This window comes from Mesorhizobium sp. B2-4-6 (genome assembly GCF_006442775.1).
Classification (GTDB): Bacteria; Pseudomonadota; Alphaproteobacteria; order Rhizobiales; family Rhizobiaceae; genus Mesorhizobium.
In genome coordinates this window covers 127,940-140,405 of record NZ_VFVI01000006.1, presented here as the reverse complement: position 1 = coordinate 140,405, position 12,466 = coordinate 127,940, and the positions used below count along the sequence as shown (strand labels likewise).

Annotated in this window: 12 protein-coding genes; 4 read left to right on the top strand and 8 right to left on the bottom strand. The window is 63.1% G+C overall.

The features are described from left to right. Genes FJ957_RS17385 through FJ957_RS17370 form a run of 4 tightly spaced genes read right to left on the bottom strand, consistent with a single transcriptional unit; the run spans window position 1 to window position 4,551 of the window. Window positions 1-1,101, bottom strand: a complete 1,101-nt coding sequence (locus FJ957_RS17385) for a glycosyltransferase family 4 protein (RefSeq protein ID WP_140833352.1) — start codon at window positions 1,099-1,101, stop codon at window positions 1-3. Then, the gene (locus tag FJ957_RS17380) at window positions 1,086-2,378 is read right to left on the bottom strand and encodes a TIGR04295 family B12-binding domain-containing radical SAM protein (protein ID WP_140833350.1); all 1,293 of its coding nucleotides are present in this window, start codon (window positions 2,376-2,378) and stop codon (window positions 1,086-1,088) included. Before FJ957_RS17380 ends, FJ957_RS17385 begins: the two co-directional genes overlap by 16 nt. Further along, on the bottom strand, window positions 2,375-3,448 hold the full coding sequence (locus FJ957_RS17375) for an NAD-dependent epimerase/dehydratase family protein (protein ID WP_140833348.1): 1,074 nt from the start codon (window positions 3,446-3,448) through the stop codon (window positions 2,375-2,377). The genes FJ957_RS17380 and FJ957_RS17375 overlap by 4 nt, the downstream gene beginning before the upstream one ends. Further along, window positions 3,445-4,551 (bottom strand): SDR family NAD(P)-dependent oxidoreductase, encoded by a 1,107-nt coding sequence (locus FJ957_RS17370; RefSeq protein ID WP_140833346.1) that lies wholly within the window; start codon window positions 4,549-4,551, stop codon window positions 3,445-3,447. Before FJ957_RS17370 ends, FJ957_RS17375 begins: the two co-directional genes overlap by 4 nt. 189 nt (window positions 4,552-4,740) lie before the next feature. On the opposite strand from FJ957_RS17370, the gene FJ957_RS17365 reads away from it, so the two are divergent. Then, window positions 4,741-5,013 (top strand): hypothetical protein, encoded by a 273-nt coding sequence (locus tag FJ957_RS17365; RefSeq protein WP_140833344.1) that lies wholly within the window; start codon window positions 4,741-4,743, stop codon window positions 5,011-5,013. A gap of 226 nt (window positions 5,014-5,239) precedes the next feature. After that, the gene (locus tag FJ957_RS17360; protein WP_140833342.1) at window positions 5,240-5,446 is read left to right on the top strand and encodes a hypothetical protein; all 207 of its coding nucleotides are present in this window, start codon (window positions 5,240-5,242) and stop codon (window positions 5,444-5,446) included. Window positions 5,447-5,689: 243 nt separating this feature from the next. Here FJ957_RS17360 and FJ957_RS17355 read toward each other — a convergent pair whose 3' ends face one another. Next, window positions 5,690-6,013, bottom strand: coding sequence for a hypothetical protein (locus FJ957_RS17355; RefSeq protein ID WP_140833340.1), 324 nt, complete (start codon window positions 6,011-6,013; stop codon window positions 5,690-5,692). A 209-nt stretch (window positions 6,014-6,222) separates the two neighbouring features. Here FJ957_RS17355 and FJ957_RS17350 point away from each other — a divergent pair, with 209 nt between their 5' ends. Further along, the gene (locus FJ957_RS17350) at window positions 6,223-6,717 is read left to right on the top strand and encodes a hypothetical protein (RefSeq protein WP_140833338.1); all 495 of its coding nucleotides are present in this window, start codon (window positions 6,223-6,225) and stop codon (window positions 6,715-6,717) included. 302 nt (window positions 6,718-7,019) lie between these two features. Then, on the top strand, window positions 7,020-7,382 hold the full coding sequence (locus tag FJ957_RS17345) for a response regulator (RefSeq protein ID WP_140833336.1): 363 nt from the start codon (window positions 7,020-7,022) through the stop codon (window positions 7,380-7,382). Between the two features lie 11 nt (window positions 7,383-7,393). Here FJ957_RS17345 and FJ957_RS17340 read toward each other — a convergent pair whose 3' ends face one another. From FJ957_RS17340 to FJ957_RS17330, 3 genes are read right to left on the bottom strand one after another with little or no spacing between them, the layout of a single operon-like run. Continuing rightward, window positions 7,394-7,768 carry a response regulator gene (locus FJ957_RS17340; protein WP_140833334.1) on the bottom strand — a complete coding sequence of 125 codons (375 nt, stop codon included), beginning with the start codon at window positions 7,766-7,768 and terminating at the stop codon, window positions 7,394-7,396. A 34-nt stretch (window positions 7,769-7,802) separates the two neighbouring features. Further along, a complete protein-coding gene (locus tag FJ957_RS17335; RefSeq protein ID WP_140833332.1) occupies window positions 7,803-11,375 on the bottom strand; it encodes a CheR family methyltransferase in 3,573 nt (1,190 codons plus the stop codon). Continuing rightward, window positions 11,329-12,384 (bottom strand): chemotaxis protein CheB, encoded by a 1,056-nt coding sequence (locus FJ957_RS17330; RefSeq protein WP_140833330.1) that lies wholly within the window; start codon window positions 12,382-12,384, stop codon window positions 11,329-11,331. The genes FJ957_RS17335 and FJ957_RS17330 overlap by 47 nt, the downstream gene beginning before the upstream one ends. Window positions 12,385-12,466 lie beyond the last annotated feature (82 nt).

The following is a 12,466-nucleotide window of genomic DNA, read 5'->3' as shown; positions in this document are numbered from 1 at the left end:
TCAACGCCCCGCTGCGGTCAGCGCCGCCCGTTTGTAGACGTCGCGCATCACCCTCACCTGCTTGCCCAGCGAGAATTTGCGTGCCTGCCGCGCCGCGCGCCTGCCCAGCTTGCGCCGCAAACTTTCATCGTGGGACAGGTTCTCGATGCAGCCGGCCAGCGCATGTGGATCGCGCGCATTGAAGAACATGGCCGCGCCGTCCCAGATTTCGCGGTAGGTCGCGATATCGGCGAGCACCAGCGGCGTGGCCGACAGCGCGGCCTCAAGGGCTGCCAGACCGAAAGGCTCGTAGATGGAGCTCGAAACGAAGATGCCGGTTCGCCTCATCAGCCGGCGAACTTTGCCGTGGTCCATTGGCCCGAACGAGACGCAGTTATCGAAACGGGCGCGCTGTCCGTCAGGCCCGGCGAGCGGGCCGGCGACCTGAATGGGCCAGTCGCAGAGCGCGGCGGCGGCGTCGAGCGATGCCGCATTCTTGCCCTCGTCCCACCATCGCGCAGCGGCGAAGACGAAAGGCTCGCGCCGTCCCGGCCTCGGGCCGGGCAGGGCGCCATTATGGACGACGCTCAACCCTTCGATCGCGCCGTAGCAGACTTGGAGGATCTCGGCATGGCTTCGGCTCGGAGCGACAACGGCTTCGGCGCGATCGAATCCGGCCTTGTTGCGATCTCGCTGCCACGACCAAGCGTCCGCTGGCGCTTGCCCACGCACCGCGTGCAGCCAGGTTGCCACGCATGAATGCGAGACCGCGACGACAGGACATGCCAGATCAAGGCCGGCCGCTTGCGCCGGTGCATTGAGATGGATGAGGTCGATCGCATAGGTCTGGACGAGGGTTCGCAGTTCGCCCGGCAAGCTGTCGAGATCTTTTTCGTCGCGCGTCATCCAGTCCGGCGGGGATTTGAGCCAAACCAGCGTGGCGAAAGCCCTCGCCTCCCGCGCCTGCTCCGGAGAAGGTTCGGGTCCCAGCCCGGCGAGCACGATGCTGTCGCCTCCGGCCGCCAGCTCGCGCGCCAGGTCGAGCGAATAGCGCCAGACGCCGCCGACGGCGTCGGTCGTCATCAGGATGCGCCGCGGACGGTGAATCAGTGACTGCAGCATGAGGACTCCAACTCAGCCAGCGCATGCGGGCGCTGGTCCTGGATGTCGCTGAAGGAGCGGAAGGAGGCGAGGTAGTGCTCATGCGCGCGTTCCCAGGCGAGGTCGTCGGGTTCGCCCCAGAGTTCGCGGTAGCTGGGAGAGCTCGGATAGGGATAGAGCGGCACGGGCTCGTTCGCCCAGACGCCGTGGTCGATGAGGTGCTTGCGCCAATAATCCACCAGCGCCGGGTCGTCCTCGACCACGCCGATCAGATTGGCCTGGACGAAAGGCACGTGGCGACGGGCGTCGACCAGAAGCGCGGCCAAATCGTCGGTATCCAGCCGGCAGCGCTTGGCAAGCATCGCCCGACCCTCGACGGTCAGGCTTTCAAGGCCGGCCTCGATTGAGACGCAACCGGCCTCGCCGAGCAGCCGGAGCAGTTCCGGCTTCCAGAGGTCGATGCGAGTCTGGACGCCGAACTGGACGTCGCGATCGACCAGCGCTTCCAGCAGCGCCTTCTGGGGCAGGAAAATCTCGTCGATGAAATAGATGTAGCCGACGCCTTGCGCGATCAGCCCGTCGATCTCGGCCATGACGGCGTCGTGGCTTCGGCGCCGATAGGCATCCCGAAAATCGATCTTGGCGCAGAAGCTGCAATTGTAAGGGCAGCCGCGCGACGCCTCCACCTCGGCGCCGGCGCCTCTCTGGACGGAATCGAACCTGTGATGATGATGGCCATGCGCGGCGATCCAGTCGGACGGCCAGGCGAGCGCCGGGTGATCGACGAACGTGCTGGCATGCACGCCGCCATTGCAGGCCGGTACGTCGCCTTCCAGGCGAGCCGTATGCACAACCTCGCCCCAGTCGTCTTGCCGCGCGAGCTCCGTCACCACCTCCTCGCATTCGCCGCGCACGACGAGATCGGCGCCCAGCTTGCGCAAGGTAGGGCCCGGCGTCGCCGAGCCATGCGGTCCGACCGCCACCGTGCGTCCGCCGCGTCCTGCGAGATGGTTGAGGAACTCCGCCGGCACGCGCAATTCAGGCGGCGCGCAGCGCCAGAACAGGTAGGTCGGCGCGGTGGTCACGACGGTCATGTCGGGCTGAAAAGCCGCGACGCTTTCGGCAAGGGCCTCGTTGTCGAACCCCTGCAGCAAGCCATCCAGCATCAGGACGTCGTGCCCTTCGGCTTCCAGCATTCCCTTTGAATAGCCGAGCTCCAGCGGCAGATGCGGCTGGCGGCAGCCGAAATAGATGCTGTGCTCATAGGTCCAATGAGGATTGACCAAGGCGACTTTCATGCGACATACCTCGTGGCTTCGGGGCGCGATTGGAGCCGATGCCGCAGCAACCAGCTGGCGAGATCGCGGACGCCTTCAGGCCATGGGACATGCGCCTGCCAGCCGATCGCGGCTTGCAGCTTGCGCGTGTCGGCGACGAAGAAGGGCTGATCGCCGAGGCGCTCGCGGTCATGGCGGATCGCGATGTCGCTGCCGGTCATGTCGGCGATTTGCGCCAGCAGCACGCGCAGGCTGACCGTGTTGCGCGGACCGCCGCCCAGATTGAATGCCTGGCCCTTGACGTCCTCGATCCTGGCGAGCACGCCGCGATATGCAGCCACGGCATCGGATACGTGCAGGATGTCGCGCACCTGCCGACCGTCGCCGTAAATGGTAATCGGCTGGCCGGACAGGGCGCTCAAAAGAAAATGTGCGACCCAGCCCTGGTCCTCGGTGCCGAACTGGCGCGGCCCGTAGATGCAGCTCATGCGCAGCACCGCTGTCGGCAGTCCGTAGGATTTGGAATAGTCGAGCACATACTGATCGGCCGCGCCCTTCGAGCAGCCATAGGGCGTGCAGAAATCAAGGCCTACCTTCTCATCGACCCCGCTCGCACGCACCTTCTCGTCGAGCGGCTCGTAGTGATCATCGGCTTGCCGCACCGCGATCTGGGGTAGGCTGCCATAGACCTTGTTGGTGCTGGCGAAGACTACCGGGGCGCCGGTGCTGCGAGCGGTCTCCAGTACGTTGAACGTGCCTTTGAGGTTGATGTCGAAATCCTGCGCGGGATCGGTCAGGCTGGTCGTCACGGCGGTCTGGGCGGCGAGGTGAAAGATCGCCTTTGCCGGCGCCAGCGCCGCTGCCAGTGCGCTGGCATCGCGTATGTCGACGATTTTGGCGCTCAGCCTGTCGCCGTGCTTTTGCGCCAGCCAGTCGAGATTCTGCTCGACGCCCGGACGGCTGAGATTGTCGACGACCAGCACGGCCTCGCCGTCGGATAGCAGGCTGTCGGCCAGATTGGAGCCGATGAAGCCGCTGCCGCCAATGACGGCTATCGGTGCCTTGCGCGGATGCCGATGGCCCTGGGTCATGAGACCAATCCCCGCTCTTCCAGCTCGCGCCGCATGTCCGCGCCGCGGTCGATAACGACGCTGTTGCGAACCCATGCCGCGAATTCGCCGAGCGAATCTTCCAGTCGATGCTTCGGCTCAAAGCCGAGCAGTTCGCGCGCCTTGGAAATGTCGGCGAAGCAGTTGCGTATATCGCCGGAGCGCGCCTTGCCGAGAATTTCGGCGGGGCGCTTCGGAACGCCCATGGCCTTGGCAAGCAGCCGGGCCACCTCGCTGATCGAATAGGCTCGGCCGCTGCCGATGTTGATGGCGTGGCCGGCTGCCTGGCGTTGCTCCAGCGCCAGGCGGAACGCGGTGGCGACATCGCGCACATGGACGAAATCGCGCTTCTGCTCACCGTCCTCGAAGATCGTCGGCTGTTTGCCGTTGGCGAGGCGCGAAGCGAAATTGGCGAGGACCCCGGTATAGGGATTGGAAAGCGCCTGTCCGGCGCCGAACACGTTGAACAGGCGCAGTGCAACGGCATCGACGCCGTAGGCCTGGCCGAAGATCAGCACCGCGCGTTCCTGCGCATATTTGGTCAGCGCGTAGATCGAGGCGAGATCGGGCCGCTTCTCCTCGTCCGTCGGAAGAGGCGACAGTGCTTGGCCGGTCACCGATACCAAATCCCAGCGGCCCTCCTTTATATCGGCAGGCTTTCGGCGCGCATTGTCGATCCGCTCGCCGTCCGGAGTCTGATAGAGGCCTTCGCCATAGATGCTCATGGAAGACGCCACGACGATCCGCTCGACCGGATGCTTGATCAATGCCTGCAGCAGCACCGCGGTGCCGAGATCGTTCGCGCCGACATAGCGGGCGATCTCGTACATGGACTGGCCGACGCCAACCTCGGCCGCCAGATGGATCACGGCATTGGCGTCGGAAACCGCTTCGGCGACAGCGTCGCGGTCGCGCACGTCGCCCTTGATCAGTTCGGCCCCCACAGGGAGGTTGATGGCTTCGGCGCCGTGCACTTGATCGACAAGCGCATCGAGCAGGCGCACCTGATAACCATGGTCGGTGAGTTCCTGGGCGACGTGGCGGCCGATGAAGCCGCAACCTCCCGTAACCAATACACGTTTCACGATGACTCCCTTGTGGACTTGGCTTCGGCGCCCCGAACTGCGCGGCAAAAGGTTTGTTCCCTGCTTCAACAAAGTTCCCGTCGCAGGAGGTGCCGCAGCTTCGACAAGGAGCCGTTCCACCATCTGGAACATTGCCTGTTGGCTGCCGTTAGGACCGTTCATCGGTCCCCGCTGCAGAAAGGAAAGTCCATGTCCGAGGCCAAGACGACCACCAATCACGACGAAATCCGCAAGTGGGTAGAAGAACGGAATGGCCAGCCGGCTGTCGTTCGCACGAAAGGCAAGGGCGGCATTCTGCGCATCGATTTCGGCGAGCCCGAAGACACGCTCGAGCCAATCGAATGGGACGAATTCTTCCGCATCTTCGACGAGAACGATCTCGCCTTCCTGCATCAGGATAAAGCCGGCAGCGGTGGAACGAGCCGCTTCAACAAGTTCGTCGAGCGCAGCCAGAAAGGTTGAGAGGCGGAAAACCTGGCGCCGTTGGAGGGGAGGAGGCCCTATAATGGCGCGCGGCAGGCGGGGTCAGGCTGCCGCATTTATTCCGCTGCGCTCAATCGAGCGGCTGTCCGTCGGCCTGGGCGTCGTTCCAAGATCGTAGCCATCCCCGGCGCGGGGTTCCCGAATGGCGTCGGCAGTGGGAACCGCGTGGGCGCTCCGGCTGTTGGATCAGCAAGGAGCAATGACCATGGGACTCTTTTCCGACCTGAACAAGAAGCTGACCGAAAACCTGTACGCCCATGGCAGTTATCTGAGCGATCCGAGCGCCGACCTGCCGCGGCGGGTGGAGGAGACGGTCAACCTTCTAATGCCCTTCGTGCGGCCGGAGGCCCGCGAAACGGTGAAGCTGCAGATCCTCGGCATCATCCACGAGAATATCTATGACGGGGACTGACTGCGGCGACTGCTCGATCCGCCGGAGACGCTAGCCGAGGGACGCTTTCAGCCGTTATCCCGAACGCCGGGATCTGCCTTGCTTTTCGGCGTCGCGGAGCAGCCGCACGATGGCGTCCACCGGAGACGGGTCCGTGGTCGGCTGCGCTTTCCAGCGCCATAGATGACGAAACAAACTTCTCAAGCGCGGCATCGCAATTACCACCTTGCGCTATCAAACCTGGGACGGGGAACGATGTTCCTTTCATACCTGGCGGAAGATCGCGGCGAGCAGAAACACAACCGCGGCCAGGACGACCAGCGCCACGATCACCAGCACCGGGCCGTTCCTGCGCGGCTGCAGGCCGGGCGCGTTCTCTGGCGGCCGCATCGCGTTGGCAAAACTTGCCTGATTGGTGAAGCTCGGTTCGCGCGGCCATGCCGGCTTGGCGGAAGTCGGGACATCGCCGGCCTCGGCATCCGTCTCCTGCGGCGCCGCCGCAGGGTCGAACCCAGGGGTCTTATCCTGCGTCCTGCCGGCCTGGATTTCGCCGCGGGCTTCGGCGGGCGTGCGTTGGTTGGGTGACATTCGGCGCCTCCTTTGTTTCCAAACCTGCTTCCGGCCGCGCTGTTCCAACCGCGCCATTAAGACGGATATCGATCAGGCGCTGCCTTCGAGTTTCATCGCGAGCGTTGCGGGATGTCGGGCGCGGCTATCCAAGCCGATTCGTGAACTCGGGCGGAACTTTCAGGAGCAGGGGAGCTTTGTGTCCTCGACACGGAGACGAAGAGGCAGGAATGCAAGTTCTCGACACAGCGATACATGTCGGTCCTGGAGACGTGACGGTCGAATTTCTCGGCGAGGGCGGGGAAAAGATCGCTGTCACCATGGTTGTGTCCGACCCGTTGCCCGGCGATGCCGCGCTTGTCGATCGCGCCAAAGAGCTGATGGTTCAGTGTGCTGCATTCGGCGGCCGGTCTGCGCAAGGCAGCCGGGACGGGTCCGTGGATGCCGTCCGGCCCGCCGTCGAGAGGCCAACCGACGTGGGCCAGGATCTCTACACATTCGAATATCGTGACGGTGGCAGTTTGAGGCGGCTAGAAGGGGTGGAATTGCCCAACCTCGAAGCTGTTCATGATGAAGCGTTGCGCTCCGCGATCGATCTTCTCGACGATCCGGCTGCCGAAGCTCGGCGGGAGGGCTGGGCGGTTCGGGTTCGCGGCGGCGACGGCGATGTAATCTTGTCGATCGATTTCGATGAGGCAAGGCGGGAAAAGGCCGCCGCATTGTGATGGAGGCAAGTCTGTGAAGGATCGGACGATAAAGACCTTTATGCCCCTGCACGCGATTGCCGCCACACGCGGCGATGGGCTGAGGCCGGAATTTCTTCGCCTGTTCGAGGCCCGCGCGGCCTTGTCAGACCTCGATGTGATCCAGCTCAGCCGGGGCGAGGACGCAGGCTTGGATCAAGCCGGCCCGAATCCTATCGGCAGCCGCGCAGCCGTTTGCGGACGAAACGTCGTACGCTTCCCGGGCCGGCGGAGTATAACAAGCCGTTTGCCAGGAGGAAGTAAGCGTGTCAGAGGAGATCGTCATGCAAGCGCCCCTGGCACTGATCATTGAAGACGAATACCTGATCGCTTGCGACGTGGCGGATGGCTTAAAGGCGCTCGGCTTCGAGGTGGCCTGCGTGGCCTCGGAACGGGCAGCCGCGACCTGGCTGGACGACAACCAGCCCGATCTGGCCATCATCGACATCCAATTGCTCGACGGCCAAAGGGGGACCGCCGCCGCTCGCCTCAAGGAGGCGGGTGTGCCCTTTGTCGTGCATTCGGGCTACGATCCGGCCTTCCAGTCGCCTGTCTTCCATGGCGCGCCTTTTCTGCCGAAGCCTGCGCCGATCCGGCATCTGGTCGAGCTTGCGAGCCGGTTGATAGGCGATCGCACCATGTCGTAGGCCAGGCTTTCTCAGTCCGGCGCATCGCTCTTGCGGAACTGCGACACCGCTTCGATCAACAGGTTGTAATCGACCGGCTTCGACAGCTTGGGCTTGTCGCGAAACTGGTCGGGAAAGACAGTGGTGCTGTCGTAGCCGGTGAGGAAAATGAAAGGGACACGGCCGAGCGTGAGATGCTCGGCCAGCGGAAAGCTTTGCTCCCCCCGAAGGTTTACATCCAGCACGGCTCCGTCCAGGGCAACACCATCGATTTGTGCAAGCGCCTGTCTGACCGTAGGTGCCGGGCCGATCACTGTGCATCCTGCTTGCGTCAACCGGTCGGTGAGATCCTCCGCAAGCATAAATACGTCCTCGACCACGAGGACATTCAGGCCGGACAAGAGCATGTTGTGTCCACTCCTCATCGCTCAGCGGCAAATGTCAGCGACCTTTGCCTGACGCCAGCGGAATCTCTATGTCGCATTCAAGTCCGGAGCGTTCGAACCTTAGATCGACCTTCCCTCCCAGCTCGTACTCCAAACTCTGCTGGATGAAGCTCGTTCCGAAATTCCGCCTTGGCGGCTCTTCGACGACAGGTCCGTCGATTTCCCTCCAGCGGATCGACAGAATGCCCGGCCTGTCGGTGTTCCAGGCTACTTTGACGCGACCGTCCTCTGTCGATAGGGCCCCGTATTTCGCGGCATTGCTGGCAAGCTCGAAGAATACCATGCCGAGTGTCGCGGCCGCGCTCGCGCCAAGCTGCAAAGGGTTTCCGAGGATGATGATATTCTGGCGCAGCTTGCTGCTGTAAGGCGACAGCACTGCCCGCAGCAACTGCTCGAGATCGGCATCTGTCCAGTTGTAGGAAGACAGCACGTCGTGCGTTCGACCCATTGCCTGCAGCCGCTGCTGGAAGGATGTGGAAAAATCGCTCATCGAACTGGATGTGCGAACCATGCGAGATGTCAGCGCGGTGATCGTGGCGAGGATATTCTTCACGCGGTGCTGCAATTCGTGCAGCAGCCTTTCCTGGCTGCGCTCGGCCTCCTTGTGGCTGGATATGTCGACCAGCGCCGCGATGGCGCCGCGGACCTTGCCCTTTTCGTCGAACAGCGGGTTGGCCGACATCATGACGTCGATTGCGGTGCCGTCTTCATGCTGGACCCTGGCTTCATAGCCGGGAATTGCCCTGCCGGTGCGCATTGTCTTGAGCAGTGGCTGGTCGTCGGTGCCTATCTTGGTTCCATTGAGCGTCAGCGGCAGGATTGCGGGCACGGATATCAGCTTGGTGCCGGCAGCGGGCCGACCCAACAGCTCCGCCGCGCGCCGGTTGGCGCGGATCTGCACGCCAGCGTCATCCTCGGCGATGAAGATGCCGATCGGCACGAGGTCGAGCAGGGTCCCGAGGCTTTCGACGCGGTTGCGCAGGTCATGCGAGAGTGCGCCGATCCTTTTCTCGGCCTGCGTGATCTGAGTAACGTCGACGAAGGTGACGACCACGCCCGCTATGATGTTGTCGACTGTCCGGTAGGGCAGCACCCTCATGATATAGCTCTTGCCGTTGTCCATGCCCTCGATCTGCCGCTCGATCGTGCCAAGCCTTTGCAGCACCTGTTCCATGTCGGCCTGCAGGCCGTCGGCCGGGAAGCGCGGACGGACATGCGCCAGCGGCCGTCCGACATCGCTTTCCACCAGCCGGAACAGGTCGCGCGCGGTCGGTGTGAAGTTCTTGATGCAGAGGTCCCGGTCGAGGAAGACGGTGGCGATCTGCGTGCTTTCGAGCAGGTTCGCCACATCGTTGTTGGCGCGGGTGAGCTCGTCGACGCGCAGACTGAGCTCGGCATTGACGGTGTGCAACTCCTCGTTGATCGACTGGAGCTCCTCTTTCGAGGTCTCCAGTTCCTCGTTGGACGACTGCAACTCCTCGTTGATCGAGGAAAGCTCCTCGTTCGAGGATTTCAGCTCCTCGTTGGAGGATTCGAGTTCCTCCGTCGTGATCTGCAGACGCTCCTTGGTTTCCCTCAGCTCCCTTTCGAGCTGGCTGACATTGGCGCTTTCAACATCGTCGGTTATGTGGATGGCCTCGTACTCGGCTTCAGGCTTGATCCCGCCGACATCCCGGAAGACCAGCATATAGAGGGGGTCGGAAGAACCATCGCCCGGCAGCGGCTGCACAGCCAGGCTGATCGTCTGACGCCCGCCATTGGTGCCGACGCTGATCTTATTCTGGACTGCCACCTGTCCGGTGCTTACGGCCTTGTGAAGCGCGGCCCTCAGATCCATGCGCAACCCGCGACGCGCCATGGAAAAGACGCTGTGGCTGGGGGCGCCGGCAGCGAGCTCCAGATATTTGCCCGTGCCGCCTGAGCTGTGCATCATTTCGCCGGCGGCATTCACGATCACATATGCCGGCGAATAGCGCTCGACGATCAAACGCTCCGCGATTTCCTGCAGGGTTTCGGTCGTTGCCCGCCGGCGCGCACTTGGATCCGTCGATCTCCCGGCGGCAGCGAGCGGGAATTCCGGCAACCGATGTGTGGTGGCCCCGTTGCGCCTCTGGAAGATGCGGTTTGTCTTATCTACCGTCGAGAACAGCTGTGGATGGCGCGTGACGTTCTCCGAGGAACCGAGAAGGAGATAGCCGTTGTTGCGCAATGCGTAGTGAAAGATCGGGACGATCTTCTCCTGCAGTTCCGGGCCCATATAGATCAAAAGGTTGCGGCACGCGATCAGGTCGAGCTTGGAAAACGGCGGATCTCGCAAGAGATTGTGCGCCGAAAATAGGCAGATCTCCCGCAAGTCGGCGGAAATGCGGTACGTACCGTCCTCGCGCGAGAAGAACTCCTTCAACCGCTTCGGCGCAACGTCCGGCGCGATCGTCGCCGAGTAGCGACCGGCGCGCGCTACTTCCAGCGCGCGCTCGTCGATGTCGGTGGCGAAGATCTGTAAGTTGGGCGAGGCGGCGCCGCGCGGCGCGTTTTCCTTCAAGAGCATAGCGATCGAATAGGCTTCCTCGCCTGTGGCGCAGCCCGGCACCCATACCCTGATCGTCTCGCCAGGCTTGCGGCTCTCGAGCAGCCGGGGAATGACCACACGTTCGAGAGCGTCGAAAGCCTGCGGGTCCCGGAAGAAGCTGGTGACGCCGATCAACAGGTCCTGGAACAAAAGATCGACCTGCTGCGGGTCCTCGCGTAACCGCTCATAGAAGACGGTGGGATCGTCGATCTGCAGCACCTGCATGCGGCGCTGGATGCGCCGCAAAATGGTGTTGTCCTTATAGCCGCTGAAATCATGGCCTGTGCGCGAGCGAAGCAGGGCGACGATGCGCGAAAGCTGTTCGGTCACTTCGCGCTTGCGCCGATCCCGCTCGGTTTCGGTGCGGCTCGCGTGAGTGAAATAGCTGACCAGCTTGCCGGCCATCTCCTCCGCGGGAAGCACCATGTCGACCAGGCCGCTCTGGACGGCGCTGCGCATCATCCCGTCATATTCGGCGCTCTCCTGCGCAAGGGTCAGTCCGCCGCGCTCCTTGATAGCTCTCAGGCCGACGGTGCCGTCGCTGCCGGTTCCGGAAAGAATGATTCCGGCGGCGTTCTCGGCCTGCTCCTGCGCAAGCGAGGTGAAGAAATCATCGATCGGCGCCCGTTTGTCGCGCTCGGCCGCGATTTTGACCAAGTGAAAGCGCCGCTCTTCAATCCTCACCGAAACACCTGGCGGGATCACATAGATGTTATCGGCTTTGATCTCTACGCTTTCGGCAACTGTTTGCGTTGCGATCGCGGTTGAGCGCTGGAGGATGCTGGCAAGTGCACTTTCATGCTCGGCGTCGAGATGCTGGATGACCACGTAGGCGAAGCCGCTGTCGGCGGGCACCTCGGGAAAAAAGCTCCGCAATGCCGCGATCCCACCCGCCGATGCGCCGATGCCGACAATGGGGAAGGACGCCGGCTGTTTTTCATCGTCGCGCGAACTAACCCTTGCCTTGTGAGTACTTGCCTTCCGCGCTGACTTCGCCATTGCCCCTTACCTGAACCCGCCTGCTTTCGAGGATGCGTTCGATCACAGCCGCATCCGCCTCATATTCCTTCGCCCGCCTGCCCATTTCGGCGGCGAGTTCGGAGCGGAGCTTCGCCCGCTCCCGCTCTGCCATTCGCTTGGCAAACGCCGCCCGCTGCTGATGCGAGCGGAGCAGGCTCCACAGGATATCGTCGGCCTCCACCGCCTGCACCTCCATCACCGCGTCGGTGGTGAAGGCATGCCCGGTATGACACCGATAGCGCAGCATGTCACCGTCTTCGATCTCCCACAACGGCCCGTGACATTCCGGGCATGTAAACACTGACAATTCGCCAAGTCGATCCGCTTCTTGCATCGTCGAATGCTCCTGCGCGGCAATGGCCGCTTCCAATCTAACCACAGGCGGGGGAGGAAAGGATTCTCCGGGCGGCTCGACCGCAAGCTTTGCCAGCAAAGGCCCGAGCTCGGCAGCGGGCAGGCAGTGGTCGACGTCGACATAGCGCAGCGCGCTTTCAATCATCCCCGGCACCAGCGTGTCCTTGGGGTGCTGGACGACAGCCAGCCCGCCGACGGACTTGATGGCCCTTAACCCGGCGGTGCCGTCGGAAAGCGAACCCGAAAGCAGAACTCCGATGACACTCGCACCGTAGCTCAGCGCCGCCGAGCGGAACAAGGGGTCGATGGCCGGCCGGGCAAGGTTCTCGCGCGGGCCGCGCCGCAGCATCATATGGCCATCGTGAAGGAGAAGGTGGAAGCCGGGTGGCGCCACATAGATGCAGCCAGTCCTGAACTCTTCACCGTTCCTGGCCGGCTTCGTTTCGAGCGTGCCCGCGCGGTCTAGGATCTCCGGCAGGTAGCTGACCTGGCCGATATGCACCACGACGAAAATGGCGGCCGGCAGATCGGCGGGCAGGTCGTTGACAATCCGCTTCAGCGGCTCGATCCCGCCGGCCGACGCCCCGATGACGATGATATTGTGGTTGTTCGATGGGCCTTTGGAACGGGCCATTCGCCAACAAGCCTCCAAGCTTGGCTGAGAACCGCCCCGATGCAGTGATGGCGCCACCGCGGTTCAGCGGTTGAAACGACTG